This window comes from Psychrobacter cibarius, from assembly GCF_016107535.1.
In the GTDB taxonomy this organism is placed as follows: Bacteria; Pseudomonadota; Gammaproteobacteria; order Pseudomonadales; family Moraxellaceae; genus Psychrobacter; species Psychrobacter cibarius.
In genome coordinates, this window is the sequence record NZ_JABASQ010000006.1 from 88,641 (window position 1) to 109,403 (window position 20,763).

General features: G+C 45.4%; 17 protein-coding genes. 1 reads left to right on the forward strand and 16 read right to left on the reverse strand.

All coding sequences use genetic code 11. The features are described from left to right. Position 1: 1 nt before the first annotated feature. Complete coding sequence (locus JFC08_RS06225) at positions 2–877, reverse strand: mechanosensitive ion channel family protein (RefSeq protein ID WP_045451667.1); 876 nt, start codon at positions 875–877, stop codon at positions 2–4. Between the two features lie 108 nt (positions 878–985). Continuing rightward, positions 986–1,873 (reverse strand): energy transducer TonB, encoded by an 888-nt coding sequence (locus JFC08_RS06230; RefSeq protein WP_060490580.1) that lies wholly within the window; start codon positions 1,871–1,873, stop codon positions 986–988. 528 nt (positions 1,874–2,401) lie between these two features. Here JFC08_RS06230 and JFC08_RS06235 point away from each other — a divergent pair. Beyond that, positions 2,402–3,181, forward strand: coding sequence for a hypothetical protein (locus tag JFC08_RS06235; protein WP_109592537.1), 780 nt, complete (start codon positions 2,402–2,404; stop codon positions 3,179–3,181). 141 nt (positions 3,182–3,322) lie between these two features. On the opposite strand, the gene JFC08_RS06240 is transcribed toward JFC08_RS06235, so the two are convergent. The 14 genes from JFC08_RS06240 to ndhC form a co-directional block, all read right to left on the reverse strand. Continuing rightward, the gene (locus JFC08_RS06240; RefSeq protein ID WP_198330117.1) at positions 3,323–4,165 is read right to left on the reverse strand and encodes a ferredoxin--NADP reductase; all 843 of its coding nucleotides are present in this window, start codon (positions 4,163–4,165) and stop codon (positions 3,323–3,325) included. A gap of 167 nt (positions 4,166–4,332) precedes the next feature. Next, positions 4,333–5,811 (reverse strand): NADH-quinone oxidoreductase subunit NuoN, encoded by a 1,479-nt coding sequence (gene nuoN, locus JFC08_RS06245; RefSeq protein ID WP_087815854.1) that lies wholly within the window; start codon positions 5,809–5,811, stop codon positions 4,333–4,335. 3 nt (positions 5,812–5,814) lie between these two features. Then, a complete protein-coding gene (gene nuoM / locus JFC08_RS06250; protein WP_198330118.1) occupies positions 5,815–7,440 on the reverse strand; it encodes an NADH-quinone oxidoreductase subunit M in 1,626 nt (541 codons plus the stop codon). 1 nt (position 7,441) lies between these two features. Beyond that, entirely contained in the window at positions 7,442–9,316 is a 1,875-nt protein-coding gene (gene nuoL / locus JFC08_RS06255) for an NADH-quinone oxidoreductase subunit L (RefSeq protein ID WP_198330119.1), read from the reverse strand. A 4-nt stretch (positions 9,317–9,320) separates the two neighbouring features. Next, the gene (nuoK, locus tag JFC08_RS06260) at positions 9,321–9,629 is read right to left on the reverse strand and encodes an NADH-quinone oxidoreductase subunit NuoK (RefSeq protein ID WP_045445153.1); all 309 of its coding nucleotides are present in this window, start codon (positions 9,627–9,629) and stop codon (positions 9,321–9,323) included. A gap of 98 nt (positions 9,630–9,727) precedes the next feature. Beyond that, complete coding sequence (gene nuoJ, locus JFC08_RS06265; RefSeq protein WP_198330120.1) at positions 9,728–10,474, reverse strand: NADH-quinone oxidoreductase subunit J; 747 nt, start codon at positions 10,472–10,474, stop codon at positions 9,728–9,730. Further along, the gene (gene nuoI, locus JFC08_RS06270) at positions 10,471–11,019 is read right to left on the reverse strand and encodes an NADH-quinone oxidoreductase subunit NuoI (RefSeq protein ID WP_045444743.1); all 549 of its coding nucleotides are present in this window, start codon (positions 11,017–11,019) and stop codon (positions 10,471–10,473) included. Before nuoI ends, nuoJ begins: the two co-directional genes overlap by 4 nt. A gap of 68 nt (positions 11,020–11,087) precedes the next feature. Then, complete coding sequence (gene nuoH / locus JFC08_RS06275) at positions 11,088–12,080, reverse strand: NADH-quinone oxidoreductase subunit NuoH (RefSeq protein ID WP_045445151.1); 993 nt, start codon at positions 12,078–12,080, stop codon at positions 11,088–11,090. 52 nt (positions 12,081–12,132) lie between these two features. Then, a complete protein-coding gene (nuoG, locus tag JFC08_RS06280; RefSeq protein ID WP_198330121.1) occupies positions 12,133–15,183 on the reverse strand; it encodes an NADH-quinone oxidoreductase subunit NuoG in 3,051 nt (1,016 codons plus the stop codon). A 10-nt stretch (positions 15,184–15,193) separates the two neighbouring features. Further along, positions 15,194–16,618, reverse strand: a complete 1,425-nt coding sequence (gene nuoF / locus JFC08_RS06285; RefSeq protein WP_198330122.1) for an NADH-quinone oxidoreductase subunit NuoF — start codon at positions 16,616–16,618, stop codon at positions 15,194–15,196. Beyond that, the gene (gene nuoE / locus JFC08_RS06290; protein ID WP_010198898.1) at positions 16,615–17,124 is read right to left on the reverse strand and encodes an NADH-quinone oxidoreductase subunit NuoE; all 510 of its coding nucleotides are present in this window, start codon (positions 17,122–17,124) and stop codon (positions 16,615–16,617) included. Before nuoE ends, nuoF begins: the two co-directional genes overlap by 4 nt. A 174-nt stretch (positions 17,125–17,298) precedes the next feature. Continuing rightward, complete coding sequence (nuoC, locus tag JFC08_RS06295) at positions 17,299–19,074, reverse strand: NADH-quinone oxidoreductase subunit C/D (protein ID WP_198330123.1); 1,776 nt, start codon at positions 19,072–19,074, stop codon at positions 17,299–17,301. A 246-nt stretch (positions 19,075–19,320) separates the two neighbouring features. Beyond that, positions 19,321–19,989, reverse strand: a complete 669-nt coding sequence (locus JFC08_RS06300) for a NuoB/complex I 20 kDa subunit family protein (RefSeq protein WP_025653094.1) — start codon at positions 19,987–19,989, stop codon at positions 19,321–19,323. 120 nt (positions 19,990–20,109) lie between these two features. Beyond that, positions 20,110–20,733, reverse strand: a complete 624-nt coding sequence (ndhC, locus tag JFC08_RS06305) for an NADH-quinone oxidoreductase subunit A (RefSeq protein WP_055124534.1) — start codon at positions 20,731–20,733, stop codon at positions 20,110–20,112. Positions 20,734–20,763 lie beyond the last annotated feature (30 nt).

Genomic DNA, 20,763 nt, shown 5'->3' on the forward strand with positions numbered 1-20,763 from the left:
ACTAGTCTTTGGTCATCGGTAGCTTTTGTGCTTGACTCATCTGATTAATCATCTGATCCAATCCTTTAACATGGACATTACGCTGCGGGAATGGAATGTCTATTTTTTCATCATCTAAGGCGTATTTGAATTGCTCCAACAAATCACACTGCATGGTCCACCAGTCAGCATTGGTTGTCCAAATATTTAGCGTCAAGTCTACTGAGTTATCACCCAAATTGGTGACACGTACGATAGGTTCAGGGTCAGTAAAGGCCAACGGATTATTTTTTGCCAAATTCAGCATCACGTTTTTGGCAGTTTTGATATCGGCATCATAGCCAATACCGACCGTGATATCGACACGGCGGTTGGGTAGCGCCGTATAGTTCGTCACGGCTGAAGTCGTAATATCACTATTTGGGATAATGATATCGTGATTGTTTATCGTCGTTAGGTGGGTATTGACCAAAGTGATTTCTGTTACAGTTCCTGTGTAGCTGCTGATTTGCACATAATCGCCGCGCACAAAGGGGCGAAACGTCACAATCATGATGCCAGCGGCAAAGTTAGACAACTGATCTTTTAGTGACAGACCAATGGCTACTGCAGCACCGCCCAATATAGCGACGACCGAGGTGGTCTGTACGCCAACCTTACTCAAAGCAGCTAACGCAACCACGACCAGTAGCACCCCATAGATTAAGCGACCTAAAAAGTTCGCAACGGTGTCATCTAAGCGACTACGCAACATCATTTTGTGAGCAACGGTGACTGCCTTTTTGGCAAGCCAGCGACCTACGACGAATATTAATATTGCTAACGCAACTTTAATGACCAAGCTTAATGCGTTACTGGTTAAGTTGGCAACATCTATTGTAAAACCTAAAAATTCCATACTGACTCTTTATTTTATAGCGGTGTGTGGTATTCGTTTGTTATAAATATTGGTATCTTATCTGTTTGCAGCGTAGCTAACGCTCATCATCTATATATTCAACACGCCCTAATAAGTAACATCCACTTTATCGCTGTAACGATAGGTACGTATCAAACGCAGCTCAACAATATCTTCCATGTCTTTGGTGAATTTACCAAAGGGCGCTGCTTGGCGTACTGATTGCTTTGCTGCTTCATCTAGTAATGTGGAGTTGGAGCTTTCAAGCAGACGTATGGCTTTAATATTACCATCACTACTAATGATGACCATAAGGCGCACTTCGCCCGTGATACCTTGTGCCCGTGCCTGCATGGGATAATGCAAATTCCCAATGCGTTCGACATGCTCACGGAAAGTATTAATATAATCAGCCGCGGCACCACGCGTCGTCGAGTTGCTATCGACCGTCACGACTTTTGATTTGGTTGCATAGACTTGCTGACGTTGAGACAGCTGTGTCTCTAAAGTAGCAATTTGTTTACGCAGACGCTCTTCTTGCGCCATCATATCATCTTGTGCTTGCTTGCTATCATTATCAGACTCCACACTCGCTTGACGCCAGCTTAAGGTGGTACGCAGATAGCTTTCTTGATAATGCTGCTGGCGTACTTGACGCTGCAGGCTAATCACATCTTGCGTCTCACTTATTTGCTCAGCAGACAATGGGCTGATTTGGTCGTTCTCTTGTCTTAATTGCTCCTCCACTGTGCCGCCACCTTCTTGGGAGGCATTAGCAATAAAGTGGGCGTCTTCATTTGGCTGCATATTGTCGGTTAGCGCTTTTGCCACATCTTGCATCATTGCCGCAGGATCTTTGCCCATCGAAAAGCCAATACCAAAAATAATAATGGCGTGTACGGCCACAGCGATAACGATGGCCACCGGTAAACTAACATCCCGCTTAGGTGCTTGCGCGGAAAAATGATAGCTTTGTGAATCTTTGATATAGGCCACAATGGGTCTCAGCTTATGAATATGAGCTTATAAATACAAGACAGCAAGTAATAAGCGTTATGATAATGGGCAGGATTTATACTGGCGCTATCATAACATGACATAGAATTCTGTCGCTAGCACAACCGTTGCCGACTCATTTTAATCCACTCACACAGTATTTATCTCCTTTGGTCAATTTATTGACAAGCTGAACCAGCAAAAATGATATAAAACCAATGCGGGTATGTCATCGCTAGGCCGTATTTTAAACATATAAGCATTGCCAATTAAATGATTTGCGACAAAACCCATGTGTCCATTTTGAAGACATCATATTTGTTATATACTGTTTTATAATTTTTGTGTCATTAGGGCGGGTTAAACAGGCGTAAATAGACAGGACAGATTATTGCTGATTTGGCAAAAACGCATGTAATGACCACTCGCCAGCTTTCATTAAAGAACAGTCTGTCTGTCATTTTTTAATCAGTCGCTCTTTATGCCATTGAGTCAGCTACCTCCCCTATAATTATAAGGATAATAAGTTTGAGTGATTTTGATAACAGGGATAATTCAGACAATTTTGATGAATTTTTTGAAAATATGGGCTATCGTTTCGACGAATCATTTAGTGATGGTTGGGAGCGCCTTACCCAATCAATCAAACAGATATATCATAGAACGACTGATAAATTCGAAGATGAGCTGTCGCTGCCAGTGGCACAGATTTATGTCAATGATGCGCTGCAGAAGTTCGTCACTGATAATGTAAAAGCCATCTTAGAGCTGCGTGTTGAGATGCATGATGGCTGGTTCCGCTTATACTGTACGGTCGATGCTGGTGGCATTTATGCAGAGGTGGCTAGTAATTTTAGTTTGATTCATGTACAGCTCGATCGTAACGTCCAGCGATTTGTCTTTGGTCAACAGACTTATACTGATGTGCTAAATCTACGTTGTGAGTCGTTTATTAAGCGCCAAGGTATCAAACTGTTTATTTGGTTTTATCACACTATTCTGAAAAAAGACCCTTTAGGCTTTATTCTCTCTTATATCAATATCGCCCGTGCAAAAGACGAGGTTATCTACCTTGATATCAATCGTTGGTTAAAAAAGAACAAAAAAATCATGAGCACTTTGCATAAAGTTCAAGTCAACTATGGCGAACTTGAAGAAGAGCAAATGATTTTGAAAACTCAAATCAATTATCGTGATTTATTGGCTGCCAGCAGTAACGAAGATATTATCGGCGATGATGATGAGCCTGAGCTGATGCAAGGCCCTATTAACCCAATAGATGATGCTACCGAACCGAGTCAGGTATAAATCCCCTAGTATAAAAATCATGATTTTCAATTCATAAAAAAGCGCTGACACTTAGAGACTATTTTTGTCTTTTAGCGTCAGCGCTTTTTTATCAAGCAAATTTTCAATGGCTTCTAAAGCGTGCCGTCATCAATCATGCAACTACCAGTAATTTTCTACTGCAATATTGCCCTCGCCGCGACGATTCATCACCAGACCTAAAGTCTTGAGCGCTTCTTTGGTATCTTCCACCATGTCTGGATTGCCACATAACATGACATGCGTACTATCAATATCTAAGGCAATCCCTGCTCGCGCTTGTAGCGTACCATCTAGCAGCAGCTTGGGCAGACGCTCTGTCAGGGCGCCTTCGACAGATTCACGGGTAACGATGGGAATAAAGATTAGTTTTGCAGGATTTTCAACCAAAGAACCAAAGTCTTCTTGCAAGCTTTCGATCTTTTCAACATAAGCAAGCTCTTCTATCGAGCGCGCGCTATAGGCCAAGATGATGTGCTCATAGTCTTCCCACGTCTGCAAATCTTGTAACATTGATAAAAATGGTGCCAAGCCCGTTCCAGTCGCGAGCAGCCATAAATCTTTTGGTAAAGGCTTTTGATAACGTGCTAACGTCAAAAAACCAAACGGCATAGTATTAAGCAGCAGCTCATCGCCCACTTCTAAATGCTGCAACTGCGACGTAAATGCGCCATCAGGAATTACTATAGAGAAGAACTCTAGCACCTCATCAAACGGCGAAGAAACGATGGAATAAGCCCGAAAGATGTCTTCGTTTAGTTTTTCATTCTGTTCTTCATTAGCAACGGCATTACCTGCTGCACGCTGCTGTTTATAATATTTTAATTGACTGGGATTGACGCCCAAACGCACAAATTGACCCGCAGTAAACTTAAAGCTATCAGGACGGCTGACAGTGAAGCTAAATAGATTTGGCGTCCACGTGGTCTTACTAAGCACGGTTACTGCCTGAATATTATCACTCATAAGAATTATCGACTCACTTTTTAGTAATCATTATTTTTATCAAGACTTTAAACGACACAAAATAAAAGATGCGCCAAGCTTATCATAAAGCTGGCGCATCTTGGGTTTCTGACCGTAATAACAGATAAGCAGCGGTATCAGTATACCCCTACTTACTCTTTTGCTATTTACCAAATACGTGCCAGACTTGCCCATTCAATCATGCTGTTTGGCAAGATACCAAAGAAGATAATCATCGCGGTCACCGCAATAACCATAATCCCGCCAGTACGCATCGCCCATTGGCTAGAAACGTCAAACTCAATGAACTGTTTAGGACGTTTAAAGAGGGTGAGCATCACACGTAAATAATAGAATAAGCCGATCGCACTGCCCAAGATAATCATCGCTGCCAAGAACCAGTTGGTTCCTTGTACCGCTGCCAATATCGCAAATAGCTTGGTAATAAAGCCTGCCGTCAACGGAATGCCTGCCAATGACAACATCATAATAGTCATAACTGCAGTCAATACGGGACGACGCCAAAACAGACCTTGATAGTGAGTCAACTCATCAGCCTCACCAGACAAGCGATAAGGGCTCGACATCAAGGTCACAACACCAAAGGCACCGATAGAGGTTAATGCATAAACAGCCATATACATACTAGAGATACTATCCGCTGCCGCGCCGATACTGACGATGACAATCAACACGTAACCCATATGGGCAATGGATGAATAACCCAATAGGCGTTTGAGGCTGGTTTGACGTACTGCTAATAAGTTACCGATCAAAATAGATAAAGTTGCCATGACCATTAACAGCATTTGCACCGATGGCAAGGCCAATAAAGACGTATCGATTAAGAAACGAACCGCTAAGCCCATCATAGCTACTTTTGATACCGATGCTAAAAAGGTAGCGATTGGTGCTGGAGCGCCTTCGTATACATCTGGTGTCCACATATGAAACGGCGCAGCAGAGAGTTTGAAGGCGATACCAAACATCATCATCGCCGCACCAAGTATCAGAAGTGGCGACTCAAAAACATCACCCAATACCATACTGATTGGCTTAAAGGCGAGCGAGCCTACTTCGGCATAGATAAATGCCATACCCATGAGCAATGTCGCTGATGCCGTCGCTGACAGCACCAAGTATTTCAGCCCTGACTCTAGTGAGCGGTTGCGCATATAGGTATATGACAGCATACCGTATAGCGGTATAGACAGCATCTCTAAGCTCATAAAGAATGACGCTAAATGCTGAGCACTGACCATCAGCAAAGCACCAATCGTCGATAGCAACATGAGCAAATATAGCTCTTCTTTATTATCCTTAAGATTGGCCAAATACGCATAAGATAACGTACAACAAGCCAATGCACAGATAAAAATAATCACCATATTAAACTGAGCAAAGTTATCGATAACGAATAACTGCTCAGCGTTTGGTACGAGAGTACCGCTATTCACCATACCTGTCATTTGCCCAATGAGGGTAAACAGACCAATATTTAAGCCGACGACCGTTATCGTACCAGTCACCATATGTGAGCGTTTAATTGCGATGGCAATCATGACCACCAATACCGTAATAACGACGGCAATGATTGGCGCATAAGGCAATAACCCCATCAAATCATTCATCGTAATATCATTCATGACTTAACGTGCCTCCATTGCATCAAGCAGTTGCGACGCATCTACTTGTGTGACTTGACTGTATATATAAGCATTATTGATCCACTGCATCGCATGACTTGAGGTATCAAGGAACGGCTGTGGATATAGACCAAGCCATACCAAGCCTGCAGCGAGCATCAATAACAATGACAGCTCACGCTTGCCCAAATCTTTTAATGGACGCGTAGGCAAACCATGTGACTTGGTTTCTTGCATGGCGACTGCTTCGATGTTGTTTTTGCCAAATAGTGCACGGTGAATCAAAATAAGCGAGTATAGCCCTGCTAGTACCAAACTGAATGTTGCAAAGACCACAAATACTGGATACTGAGCAAAGGCACCAAATAAAATCATGAACTCGCCAATGAAATTACCTGTCCCCGGAATACCGAGCAATGCCGCACAGAAGAACATCAGTATCGGTGCGTAGTAACGGAACTGACCCCACATACCACCCATCAAGGTTAGATCGCGCGTATGTAGACGCTCATATAACTGTCCTGCCATAATGAATAGCGCTGCTGAGCTTAAGCCATGCGCTAACATCTGAATCATCAGACCTTGCAAGCTGAGTAAGGTTCCAGCATAAATTGCTAATACCACAAAGCCCATGTGCGAAATACTGGTATAAGCGAGCAAACGCTTCATATCGGTCTGCATAAAGGCGAGCCATGCGCCGTAAAAGATACCAATGGTACCCAAGGTCATCGCAATCGGCGCAAAATCTTGTGATGCTGCTGGAAATAATGGCAACACGAAACGAATCAAACCATAAGCGGCGGTTTTAATCAAAACCCCTGCCAAATCCACCGAACCTGCCGTTGGTGCTTGCGCATGCGCATCTGGCAACCAGCCATGGAACGGAATAATCGGCAGCTTAACCGCAAAGCCAATAAAGAAGCACAGCATGATCGGATATTCCCAGCCGCCAAGTGACGTACCGAGCAAATCATTATAGTTAAAGCTGACCACCCCTTTTTGAGCGTAGCTGATAATGACCAATATCAAAATGCCGACCAGCATAATAAGCCCAGACGCTTGGGTATAAATAAAGAACTTAGTCGCTGCGTATTCCTTGGTTTTGCCAACCACATCATGACCCCAAATAGCGATCAAGAAGTAGATAGGAACCAGCATCATCTCCCAAAAGAAGAAGAATAAGAACAGGTCAATGGCTAAGAAAACACCAATGACGCCGCCCAAACTCCATAGCAAGTTCAGATGGAAAAAGCCGACTCGACGCTGAATCTCATTCCACGAACAAGCCACAGCAGCAATACCGAGCAATCCTGTTAACGCCACCATCATCAGTGATAAACCATCTAATGCCAAATGGAAGCTGATACCAAAAGTCGGTATCCATGGCACACTGAACTCCGCTACCCAAGGCACATTTGCATCTGGCGCAATGACTTGTTTACTCATGCCACTAAAGTCGCCGTATTGCCACATCACTAGCGACAATACAAAGGTCAACGTCATACCGATTAGAGCAATCCAGCGCGGCAGACGTTTATTAAAGCGCTCGACCAACCAACATAGCAATCCCGCAATAAAGGGAATTGCAATTAATGCTGGTAGCATCCACGTTTGTTGTAACTCAATCATCTTATACCACCGTCATCATTACCAGCACTAGTAATACAGCCATGCCCAAGCCAAAGCTTGCAGCGTAACCTCGAAGTGACCCAGTTTGCGTCGCAGACAATACCTTATTACCAGCTGATGCCAGCTTAGGTAACAGCAACCACGTTTTATCGATAGGGTCGGCTTTAAATAAGCGGCCGATGAACAAAAAGGGTTTTACAAAAATTACATCGTATAGCGCATCAAAACCTAGACCATGATAACACCAGTGATATAGCGCCCCACCAACACGTGAGCGCTTAAAGCGGGTGAGCATGCGACCTTTATCCACCACATATAATAGCGCCGCTATTATTAGACCAGCCAGCATCGCACCCATGGCGATAAACTCAGCCGTATGCTTACCATGCGCTTGACCAGCGACTTCCAATAAATGCCCAACACTCTCTGGCAAGACGCCTTGTAATGGCGGAGTGATAAATGCACCCACTGCCGTTGATAATACGAGCAACACACTAAGTGGCAGCCAATACGACACACCAGATAACTTATGCGCGTGCGTTTTCTCTTCACCAAAGAAGATAATCCAAATCATACGGAAAGTATAAAGTGCGGTTAAAAATGCGCCGAATACGCCCATATAGAATAAAACCATGTGACCGGTTGCATAACTTTCCCAAAGAATCGCTTCTTTAGAATAAAAGCCAACGGTAACCCAAGGTATCGCTGCCAATGCACCGCCACCGACGATATAACACCAGAATACCAACGGTATCTTTTTACGTAGACCGCCCATCTTAAAGATGTTTTGCTCATGGTGTACCGCAAGGATGACTGCACCTGATGATAAGAATAACAGGGCTTTAAAGAAAGCATGGGTCATCAAATGGAAGATAGCGCCTTGCCACGCACCAACGCCGAGTGCTAAGAACATATAGCCAATTTGGCTCATCGTTGAATAAGCAAGAATACGTTTGATGTCGGTTTGTGCCAGTGCACAGAATCCAGCAACGACCAACGTCAACGCCCCTACGCCGCCGACCCAATATAATAAAATACCAGGGGTCAGCTCAAACAATGGATGTAGACGGGCAATTAAATAAACACCTGCCGTGACCATCGTTGCCGCGTGAATAAGCGCTGATACTGGCGTCGGACCTGCCATCGCATCAGCCAGCCATGTATGTAATGGCAGCTGCGCTGATTTACCCATCGCGCCGCCAACTAACATCATGGTGGTCAACATCATCGTTGGATTGTTGATATCGAATACTTCTGGTGCACGCGTAATAATTTCTTGAATATTAAGCGTACCGAATTCGCGGAATAATAAAAACAGACCGAAGGCTAAGAATACATCACCTACGCGCGTCACCGTAAAGGCTTTCATCGCTGCAAGACCATTGGCGCGGTCATGGTAATAAAAACCGATCAGCAAGTACGAACAGATACCAACACCTTCCCAGCCAAGATAAAGCAAGAACAAGTTATCTGCCAAGACTAGCAATAACATGCTGGCGACGAACAAGTTCATATAGCTAAAGAAGCGGGCAAATCCAGTGTCGCCTTTCATATACCAAGCGGCAAAAAGATGGATTAAAAAGCCAATTCCAGTAATGACACCCGTCATCGTCAGTGCCAAACCATCAAAGCTCAGACCGAAACTTGGGGCAAAATCTCCGACTTGGAACCATGTCCAAAGCGGAATCTCTACAACCGTTCCTGCTGGATTATTGGTTAAAAAAGTATAACTAACGATTAGCGTGCATAGTGCTGATAACAGCATACTACCGACACCGACAATCGCTGCCACCTGCTCTGTTAGCTTGTCGCGCATAAAGGCTAAAATCAAAAAGCCAACGAGCGGGAATATAAAGGTTAATGGTAATAAACTCATGACATCATCCTTTCATCTCATTGGCGCTGTCGACATCGAGATGCCCACGCTGATGATAAAACCGCAATAATATTGCCAAACCAATGGCGGCCTCTGCTGCTGCCAAGGTCAAAATAAAGATAAACATAATCTGTCCATCTGGATCGACCCAACGACTACCTGCCACCACAAATGCCAATGCTGTTGCATTCATCATGATCTCAAGGCTCATTAGCATAAATAGGAAGTTACGTCGTACCATGACGCCGCACAGACCAATGGCAAATAAGATACCTGCCAAAATCAGTCCATGGCTCATGGGTATCATGCCCAGTACATTCTGCGCCTCAGCAACTGGCTGTACTAAGCCTGCTACCTCGTGGGCAAACGGCACGTTTGACACATCTTGTGCCACGCTCGCTGCTAGTACCATTAGTCTGACTCCTTGCGCGTGACTTTATTCACACCCAGCTGCGTACCTGCATTCATACTTACATAGTCATGCGGGTCAACATCTTTATATTCGTAAGGTTCTGCCATTTTCGCCGCGTCAGCATCTATCGGCATGCCGTGATCATCGTAGTGTTTGATACTTGCGACATTAGCATTAGATGCTTGACTATCATTACTGTGGTTTGCATTAACAGTAACCTCATCAGCGATAGACTCTTTACCCAAATGATACGCGGCGACCAAGGCTGCCAATAGTAGCAATGCAGCCACTTCTATCAACATCACATATTTAGTAAATAGCACCGTACCGACTGCTTTGGCAGATATTGTCGAGCCACCAATCATTGCCGCTTCGTCATGACCCATACCAATCATTGCATACAGCACAACCGCGATAATAATCGTTAACCCTGTCGGTAGCGCCCAAGTGCCCGCATCAAGCCAGCGCTCTTCACGCTCATCATTGCTCATGCCTAAATTAAGCATCATAATAACAAAGACAAATAGCACCATAATAGCACCGGCATAGACGACTATCTCTAACGCACCAGCAAATGGCGCGCCTAGTACAAAAAATATCCCTGCGATTGCCAGTAATGACACAATCATCGATAAGATAGCATGCACTGGATTGGCTTGAGTCACGACGCGCAGACTGGCAAATATGGCCACTGCTGCAAGCGAATAAAACCCAGCCAGTTCAGGATGGTTCAAAATATTCATCATGGTAGCAAGCTCCTTAGATCAATCGGTGCAGCTTCGTTTTGTGCTGCGCCTTTTGGTTTGTCCGCTACCGCCATACCCGTCACACGATAATAGTTATAATCAGGATATTTACCTGGCCCTGAAATGAGCAAATGCTCTTTTTCATAGACCAAGTCTTGGCGCTTATATTCACCCAACTCAAAGTCAGGCGTCATTTGAATGGCTGTCGTTGGACACGCCTCTTCACACAAGCCACAAAAAATACAGCGCGAAAAGTTAATTCGAAAAAACTCTGGATACCAACGACCGTCTTCACGTTCCGCTTTTTGTAAGGAGATACACCCTACCGGGCATGCCACCGCACACAAGTTACAAGCCACACAGCGCTCGTCTCCATCAGGGTCACGCGTTAGGACAATACGTCCACGAAAACGCGGCGGCACAGGTACCGGCACCTCAGGATAAAGGATGGTGTCACGCGGTCTGAGCGCATGACTATTGACCATCCACATGCTGCGGACAATGGTAAATAGTCCAATGACGGTCTTTTTTATGGTAGTAAACATGGGATTATTATCCTTATCAGCTTTACCCTAGTTCATCAATGATGGCTAGTGATGGCTACTAGTGATGATTACAACGTTGGAGAAAAGATCAAAATGACCGCAGCAGTAACCAACAGATTAATCAGCGTTACTGGCAGACAAACTTTCCAGCCAAAGTTCATCACTTGATCATAACGCGGACGCATGAGTGAGCCTCGAGCCAAAATAAACATGGTCATAAAGAACAGCGTTTTAATCATGAACCAAAAAGCTGGTGGAATAAATGGAATATCTAAGTTAAAAGGCGCAAGCCAACCACCAAAGAATAAGCACGTCATCAAGGCAGAAATCAGTACAACGTTGACATATTCGCCAATAAAGAACATACCGAATTTCATGCCAGAATATTCAACATGATAGCCTTCAGCCAGCTCTTGCTCTGCTTCTGGCTGATCAAATGGATGTCTATGGGTGACTGCAACGCCAGCAACAACAAAGGTCAAAAAGCCGAAAAACTGCGGAATGATATACCAGCCGTCGATTTGCGCCTCAACAATGGCGCGCAAGTTAAATGAGCCGGTTAATGCCACTACGCCCATCAGTGATAAGCCCAAGAATACTTCATAACTGATCGTCTGTGCAGCAGAGCGCAAACCACCAAGTAACGAGAATTTGTTAGCAGAGGCCCAGCCACCGAACATCACGGCATAGACAGCAATACCTGCCATCGCAAAGAAGAACAGAATACCGATATCCCAATCAGCCACGCCAAGCGTTGGCGAGATAGGAATAATGGCAAATGAGGCCAATGCGGTAAACATCGCGACCGCAGGTGCCAAGGTAAACATAAACTTATCGGTAAAGTTTGGCGTCCAATCTTCTTTAAAGAAGATTTTGAGCATATCAGCAACCAGCTGCAACGAACCAAAGGGTCCGACGCGGTTTGGACCATAACGGTCCTGCCATAAAGCTAGCATGCGGCGCTCATAGACAATCATCATAGCGGCAACCATAACCACGACCAAGAAGATGACCAGTGATTGCCCGACCATAAATAAAATTGACCAAGCATCAAAGCTCATGCTACCAGCCAAGAAGCTTGGCACATCAGGGATAATACGGGTAACTTGCATATTACACCTCCTGTGTGGTGGTCGGTGCTGTGCTCATTTGCGCAGCATCGTTATTGTTCATCATATCGTTAGCCATGCTACCCATCATCGTTACTGGTGCATCCACTTTGCGAACCGACGCTGGCATTGATGGATGAATAATACTCACCTGCCCAACTGGATAACCGATACAGCCTTCTGCTAAATAACCGACAATCTGTACTGGTAAGGTAATTTGTTGCTTATTGATTTCAATCGCTAAGTAATCACCATTAGCAATGTTCCAGTCCCTAGCATCATCCATCCCGATACGCCATGCAGCAACAGGCAGTTGCTCCGCAACCACTGGGCTACGTGACGCCATCATAGAGCTGGCATAAATATTATGGATAGGCACAAGCTTTGCTTGTCCTTGCTGCATATCCGTCGTCGTCGCAGACATAGCCTCTGGTGCAACATATTGGCGTGTGGCCAGACGGTCTAGCTGATCAAACATGCGCACACCTGGGTCGCCATTTTTTAGATGACCACCGACCTTGTCTTGGTATTTATTCCACGCTTGCGGTGAGTTCCAACCTGCCGCATTGGCAAAAGGAATCATCGAGCTTGGTGTTTCTTTACCACTATAACCTTCCATTGAGAAAGTCAAACCGGTGTCTAAATCTTTTGGCTGCATCGGCTCATGCACAGATATCGGCGCACGCATGGCGGTACGGCCTGAATAACGGCGCGGCTGACGAGCAATCTTCAGACCAGTCATACGGTAATCGGCATCAGGAGCAGCATTTTTAATACCAGCAAGCTTAGGATGGGTGGCGATCAAAGCATTGATAACGTCATCTAGCTGCGTCCAATCGACATCACGACCTTCTATGCTGCTATGCACGGCATGTAACCAGCGCCAGCCTTCTTTGATACTGCTCATTGGATGGTAGTATTCGTTGTCGTAAACTTGGAAGAAGCGCTGTGCACGACCTTCAGCCGATATCAGCGTACCATCCGCTTCAGCAAAGCTTGCTGCTGGCAATACGATATCGACATCTTTATGCCAATCAAGCAGCTGATGATCTAGCGCAATGACGGTTTTGTCGGCTAATAGTTGAGTCAACTTACTGGCATCAATGGCATCAGTCAGCTGATTTTCAGCAACGATAACCACATCAAAATCAGTCGCCAGTAGCTCTTCGACTGATTGACCGCCAAGCATGCAAACACCCATGCTATTGGCATCGGTAACCGTTAGGTAAATACCTGCTTGTGCCTGATATTTATTATTTACTTCTTTCAGTTCAAGTTTTTTAGCAGGAGCGCGTTCTACATTGTCTTGCGTTTCTGTATCAACACCAGTTTCAGGTTTGTTTGGTTTAGCGGATAGCTCTTTATCTTCTATTTGCGCTTGCTCATCACGAACTTGAGCATTATACGTGTCCACTTGCTGCTGTTCAGTCGCTTTGATAGCCGAGCGTTTTTGTGTCAATGCTTGCGTAATCTGCGCTGCTGCTTCTATCAATGCAGTAGATGATAAGCTGCTACCCGAAACAACTAACGGCTTATCAGCTTGAATCAAGTCATAAGCGATTTGCTGCGCCAATGCTTGCATACCGTCAGTTTCAGCACTTGCATCAGCTGCTTGTGGATCTGCTATGTCTGCTAAATCATCAGCGAAATTAGCAATTTCATCAGCGACTTTAAAGCCAAGCTTAGTGATGTCTTCAGGGGTCGCCACTACGCTCACTTTACTGATATCTTCTAGCTTAGTTTGCGTTACATCGATGACATAGACTGGGCTTAACGCATCTTGAGCGATACGCTTAACTGGTTCAGCAAGCCAAGGCTGTGTTTGCAGCGCCGCTGCCATTTTTAGGCCTTCATTTTTTGCCGCTTGACGTACTGACAGCGCGACACGTGATGAAGTTTGAGTGATGTCTTCACCTAATACGAGCACTGCATCATGCGTTTCGATATCAGTCATGCTAGGGTTATAAATGCCTTCCGTGCTAAGCACTTCGATGCATTTATTAACCATTGCTTGCTGCTGATGGTTCAAACCTGTTGAGAAGTTATCAAAGCCAACGAGATTTTTTAGCGCAAAGTTAGTCTCAAGGCTGGCGCGTGGTGAGCCAATACCGATGACTTTTCTATCTTTGATACGTTTGATGGTTTCATCGAGTGCGTAGTCAATATTGATTTTGACATGCTTATCATTGATACGTTCAAGCGCTTGCGTTGGACGATCATCACGATTGACATAGCCATAACCAAAACGACCACGGTCACATAAGAAATAGCGGTTTACTTCGCCGTTATAGCGGTTTTCGATACGGCGCAATTCACCATAACGCTCACCCGGTGAGATATTACAACCAGCTGAGCAACCATGACAGATGCTTGGCGCATACTGCATGTCCCATTTACGGTTATAGCGCTCAGAATGTGTTTTATCAGTGAAGACACCCGTTGGGCATACTTCCGTTAAATTGCCTGAAAACTCGCTTTCAAACTGACCATCTTTATCACGGCCAAAATACACGCGGTTGTTTGAGCCATAAACGCCTAAATCTTCGCCGCCTGCGTAGTCTTTATAAAAACGTACACAGCGATAGCAAGCGATACAACGGTTCATCTCATGCGCGATGAATGGGCCAAGCTCTTGGTTGTGATGCGTGCGTTTGGTAAAGCGATAGCGACGGCGGCTATGACCTGACATATAAGTCATGTCCTGTAAATGACAATGTCCGCCCTCTTCACAGGTTGGACAGTCATGCGGATGGTTGGTCATGAGTAGCTCAACCATCGACTTGCGGAATGCTTTGGCTTCATCGTCAGTGACCGAGATGTACATATCATCGCCAGGAGCGACCATACAAGACATCACAAGGCGACCGCGACCTGCTTCCATATCTTCTTTATTTTGGAATTGCTTGACCGCGCACTGACGGCACGAGCCTACTGAGCCAAGGGCTGGATGATAACAAAAATACGGCACATCAATGCCGAGTGATAAGCAGGCTTGTAGCAAGTTATCTGCGCTATCTACTTCGACAGTGGTTCCATCAATATGTATGACTGCCATGCCGCTCTCCTTATTTCACTACTGGCTGTTGGTTGGCTGCAGCATCAATAACATCGACACCAACCGCCTGCGCGATTTTTTGATCAAACTCTGGACGGAAATATTTAATCGCACTCATTAGTGGTTCCATCGCCCCTGGGGCATGCGCACAGAATGTTTTACCAATCCATAAGTCACGCGTCAGGCCTTCTAGTTTTTCTACATCGCCCACTTGCCCTTGACCATCATTGATAGCGGTAAGCAGTTTAACGCCCCACGGCAGACCATCACGGCATGGTGTACACCAACCGCATGACTCACGCTGAAAGAAAATCTCAAGGTTACGCAGTAATGGCACCATGTCTTGTGATTCATCGACGACCATAATGAGACCAGTACCCATACGGCTACCAGCATTTTGAATGGTGTCAAAATCTACTACCACATCCAAATGCTCTGCAGTCAAAAAGTCAGTCGATGCGCCGCCCGGCAGCCAAGCTTTCAGTGTTTTACCATCTTTCATACCACCTGCTAAATCTTCAATGATTTCGCGTGCCGTATAGCCAAACGGTAATTCCCAAAGGCCTGGGTCATTGACCAATCCTGAGCAGCCAAATAGTTTGGTGCCCGGCGTTTTACTTTTGCCTTTAATTTCAGATAACCACTGATACCACTCAACGCCGTGATTCAAAATCGCTGGCATATTACACAAAGTCTCAACGTTGTTGACAACAGTTGGACGACCCCATGCACCAGAAATTTGTGGAAACGGCGGCTTGGTACGTGGGTTAGCACGGCGGCCTTCTAGACAATTAATTAGCGCTGTTTCTTCACCGCAGATATAACGTCCAGCGCCCGTATGCACATGCAGGTTAAAACTAAAATCTGAGCCCAGAATGTTTTTGCCCATGAGATTGTTAGCCAAGCACTCTTCGATAGCAGCGACCAAACGCTCAGCGGCCAAGATATACTCACCACGGATAAAGATATAACCGTCAGTGGCGCCAATCGCATGAGCGGTAATTAGCATACCTTCGATCAGCTGAAACGGTAGACGCTCCATGAGCAGACGGTCTTTAAACGTGCCTGGCTCCATTTCATCCGCATTACAGATGAGGTAGCGCGGCAAACCATCCGGCGGCGACATAAATGACCATTTAAGACCAGCGTTAAAACCTGCACCGCCGCGACCTCGAACATTGGCCGCTTTAATCATATTGCCAACGTCTTTAGGCGACTTAGATAACGCTTCTTTTAGACCTGTAAAGCCTTTTAGAGATTCATAAGTAGCTAAATCAAGCACCGCATCATGATGGGCTAAACGCCAAGTCAAAGGCTTGGTTTCGCTAGTGGCTGTCGCTTTATCACCATAGATTGGAACACGCTGTGCATTTAGCTGGCTTGGCGCTTGACCTTGACCGCGACGAGCAATTTGCTCTGAAATCGTTAAACTCATGCGTATAGCTCCAATAATTGCGCGACCTCAGATGGCTGGACAGGGCCGTAAGTGTCTTCATCAATCAGTACCGCTGGTCCCTTATCACAGTTGCCCAAGCAGCAAATTGGCAATAGGGTAAAACGTCCATCAGCAGTAGTCTGACCATACTCAATACCCAGCTGTGATCTAATCTCAGCTGACAGCGCCTCATAACCTGTCAAATAACAAGCCACAGAGTCACATATGAGAATCACATGGCGACCGACAGGTTGGCGATAAATACGGTTAAAGAAAGTCGCAACGCCGTCCATATCTGACATCGGAATGTCTAGAATATTGGCAATGGCATTCACTTGTGCGTCATCGACCCAGCCGTTGCGCTTTTGCACAATTTTTAGCGCATCGAGCGAAGCAGCACGGGCTTGCGGGTAATGGTGCATAAACTCATGAATAGCCGCAATTTCCTCGCTAGTGAGGATGCTTGCCACATCTACTTTTGGCATTTTGTCGGAAACAATTTTCATAGTCTTCTATCTGTCCTCACTCATCATGCTTTATCAGCTAATAGCGACAGTCTTATGAGTGTCGCTACATGGCAAGATATCAGCATTTTGGTGTGCCATTTGGCAATGATATATTGATAAACGTATTTCTTTAATAACGATAATTTTCTGATCAAAGCATGAAAGATCAAAGTATTAGCGATCACAGTCGGCCATCACAATATCAATCGATGCCAGATACATGATGGCATCAGAGACGAGCGAACCATTAATCACGGACGGCATCTGCTGCAAATGCGCAAATGTCGGCGTACGGATACGGGTACGATAACTCATCGTCGCCTTATCTGAAGTGATGTAATAGCTGTTCAAACCTTTGGTCGCTTCTACAATCGTCGTACACTCACCCGCTGGCATCACAGGACCCCAAGATACTGAGATAAAGTGGTTAATCAGCGTCTCAATATCATTCAAGGTACGGTCTTTCGGCGGTGGTACCGCTAGTGGATGATCCGCTTTGTAAGGGCCTTGTGGCATGTTATCCATGCACTGGCGAATAATACGCAATGACTGACGCATCTCTTCGACTTTTACCATACAACGATCATAAGCATCACCGTTGTAGCCAACTGGCACTTCAAAATCGTAATTTTCATAGCCCATGTATGGACGTGCTTTACGCAAATCAAAGTCAACACCTGTCGCGCGCAGACCTGCACCAGTAACACCCCAAGCCAATGCTTGCTTGGCATTATACTGAGCAACCCCTTGGGTACGGCCTTTGAGCACGCTATTTTGCAATGCCGCTTTGACATATTCGTCCAAGCGTTTTGGCATCCAATCTAAGAACTCACGAACCAGACGCTGCCAGCCACGTGGTAGATCAGCAGCAGTACCGCCGATACGGAACCAAGCGGGATGCATACGATAGCCAGTCACGGCTTCGATGACGTCATAGGCTTTTTGGCGATCGGTAAACATATAGAATACCGGGGTCATGCCGCCCGCATCCTGAATAAACGTACCGACGAACAGTAAGTTATTGGTGATACGGAAAAACTCACTCATCATCACACGAATGGTTTCAGCGCGCGGTGGAATCTTAATTCCTGCAAGCTTTTCGACCGACATGATGTACGGTAGCTCATTCATCACACCGCCGAGATAATCGATACGGTCGGTATAAGGAATAAATGAGTGCCAAGTTTGACGCTCCGCCATCTTTTCTGCACCGCGATGGTGATAGCCGATATCAGGGATACAATCGACGACTTCTTCGCCATCAAGCTGTAAGACTAAACGGAATGCACCGTGAGCAGATGGATGGTTAGGACCGATGTTCAAGAACATAAAATCTTCATCACGGCCTGAACGCTTCATGCCCCACTCTTCTGGGACAAAACGCAGGTTTTCTTGCTCGTATTGCTGCTTGGCGGTGTTCAAGAAGTACGGAGTAAATTCAGTCGCACGCGCATGATACTCTTTACGCAGTGGATGACCTTCCCAATATTTTGGTAATAAGATACGGGTCAAATGCGGATGACCGGTAAAGACAATACCGAACATGTCCCATACTTCGCGCTCATACCAGTTGGCATTTGGCCAAATATTAGTGGCGCTCGGTACATTGACATCGTCTTCACTCAGCGCGACTTTAATACGCACATCACTATTACGCTCAAGCGACATTAGGTGATAAAACACTGTAAAGTCACTGTCAGGCAACCCTTGGCGATGCTGACGCAGACGCTCATCTATCGCTGACAAGTCAAATAGCATGACGTATGGCTGGGGTAATTTACGCAAGAATAAAAGAACGTCGAGCAAATCGGCACGTGCCACCCAAACCGTTGGAATCTCATCCACAGTGTGCTGCACGACAAACTTACCGGCATACTTCTGCTCCAGCTCGGTGATAACCGCTGGAATAGGCTTAATATTAGAATCTATGTTTTCAACTACCGTGACCATGAATGATGTATTCCTTCATTAATCATCATTGAGCTATGTTGAGCCTAACCGAGCTATGTTAATCATAATTGAACCATGTTAATCATAACTGAACTACGCTAAACATAAGCGAACTACGATGAATATATGCGTACTGAGCACTTTTACGGATTGTGTATGATTGAGCCAAACTAAAACATGATATAACCAAATAATTTATGCCTAATATGCTATTTATCAAATGCAGTTTGGCTACAGGCTCGCTGATTAAATACTGTCTGGACTACGCAAGTTTTTCACAGCGATACGATCTGCTTGCTTACGGTCACGCTCAGGCGTCATTTGTGGCTGATAGATACCCTGATCATTGACATGGATACCTAGCGGGCGACGCTCTTTAGTAATCGACTCTTGCAGCAACATCAAGCCTTGGATCAACGCTTCTGGACGCGGCGGACAACCGGGCACATAGACATCAACAGGGATAATTTTGTCCACGCCTTGCACGACCGAATAGATATCATACATACCACCCGAGTTAGCACAGGCACCCATCGAGATAACCCATTTTGGCTCAAGCATTTGCTCATAGAGGCGCTGAATAACCGGTGCCATTTTGACAAAACAAGTACCAGCAACGATCATCACATCCGCCTGACGGGGTGATGCGCGAATAACTTCGGCACCAAAACGTGACAAATCATGAACGGCGGTTAAGGTAGTGGCATATTCGACGTAACAGCAAGAGGTACCAAAGTTAAATGGCCAAAGTGAGTGCTTGCGCCCCCAGTTTGCTGTTGAATGGACAAGGTCTTCGAGACGACCCATAAAGACGTTTTTATTCACTTCGTCTTCGATTGGATCATTGACCGTTTGGCTGGTCTGTGCAGGATAGACATCTGCATCAGGGTTGGCTTTTGTTAATGTGTATTTCATAACATACAACCTTTATATTAGGCGAAGCGCAGCAATCATCTTGCTTCCGCTATCGCCTTAACTTCTATTATTAATAAGCGACCATTTTGCAGTAACGTGCCACAAGACCGTCAAAAGCGATTAGCGTTTGACTTTGTCTTGTTGCGCAGATGTAGCAAAATCCATGGAAGTCACATTACCAGTAGTATTAATATGATCGATATTTTGCAAGTGACGACGGTTGGTCTCGATATTGTTCGAGACATTAATCTGCCCTGAAGACTGGGCTGGTATCTTGCCAGTTGGATCGACCATCAGCTCATCGACGCCATCAAACTGCGTAATATCTGCCAAATTAAAACCTGCCGGAGCTGCATATAGACGTGGTTGCTTGCGGCGCTTGTCCGATGGTGCCCAATTCATCGCACCCAGACTGAGCTCGTATACCAAGCCTATGATCAAGATGGTAATGAATATCGCGGCTGCGGCAAAGCCCAGCCAGCCTGCTTCACGTACTGAAACGGCATAAGCGTATAAATATAGCGCTTCTAAATCAAAGATAACGAAGAAGATTGCCACCAAATAGAATTTGGCAGACAAACGAATACGGGCGTTGCCAGCTCCGACAACACCCGCTTCAAATACTTCTTCTTTTTGTGAGCCCTGAGAGCGACCGCCAAGCAAACGCGGCACAACCAGCATAAAGACCACTAGCCCAATGGCGGCTAAGATAAAAGCAATGGCTGACCAATTAAAAGCAGACATGATAATACGTGCTCCTCACCCAATCGAGTG

Coding starts and splice junctions, on each gene's coding strand:
- ndhC (WP_055124534.1), bottom strand. CDS start 20,733: ATGTCTGCTTTTAATTGGTCAGCCATTGCTTTTATCTTAGCCGCCATT.
- nuoM (WP_198330118.1), bottom strand. CDS start 7,440: ATGATTGAGTTACAACAAACGTGGATGCTACCAGCATTAATTGCAATT.
- nuoE (WP_010198898.1), bottom strand. CDS start 17,124: ATGAAAATTGTTTCCGACAAAATGCCAAAAGTAGATGTGGCAAGCATC.
- JFC08_RS06225 (WP_045451667.1), bottom strand. CDS start 877: ATGGAATTTTTAGGTTTTACAATAGATGTTGCCAACTTAACCAGTAAC.
- nuoF (WP_198330122.1), bottom strand. CDS start 16,618: ATGAGTTTAACGATTTCAGAGCAAATTGCTCGTCGCGGTCAAGGTCAA.
- JFC08_RS06300 (WP_025653094.1), bottom strand. CDS start 19,989: ATGAAATACACATTAACAAAAGCCAACCCTGATGCAGATGTCTATCCT.
- nuoI (WP_045444743.1), bottom strand. CDS start 11,019: ATGTTTACTACCATAAAAAAGACCGTCATTGGACTATTTACCATTGTC.
- nuoH (WP_045445151.1), bottom strand. CDS start 12,080: ATGAGCTTTGATGCTTGGTCAATTTTATTTATGGTCGGGCAATCACTG.
- JFC08_RS06240 (WP_198330117.1), bottom strand. CDS start 4,165: ATGAGTGATAATATTCAGGCAGTAACCGTGCTTAGTAAGACCACGTGG.
- nuoL (WP_198330119.1), bottom strand. CDS start 9,316: ATGAGTTTATTACCATTAACCTTTATATTCCCGCTCGTTGGCTTTTTG.
- nuoN (WP_087815854.1), bottom strand. CDS start 5,811: ATGAATGATATTACGATGAATGATTTGATGGGGTTATTGCCTTATGCG.
- nuoG (WP_198330121.1), bottom strand. CDS start 15,183: ATGGCAGTCATACATATTGATGGAACCACTGTCGAAGTAGATAGCGCA.
- nuoC (WP_198330123.1), bottom strand. CDS start 19,074: ATGGTCACGGTAGTTGAAAACATAGATTCTAATATTAAGCCTATTCCA.
- nuoJ (WP_198330120.1), bottom strand. CDS start 10,474: ATGATGAATATTTTGAACCATCCTGAACTGGCTGGGTTTTATTCGCTT.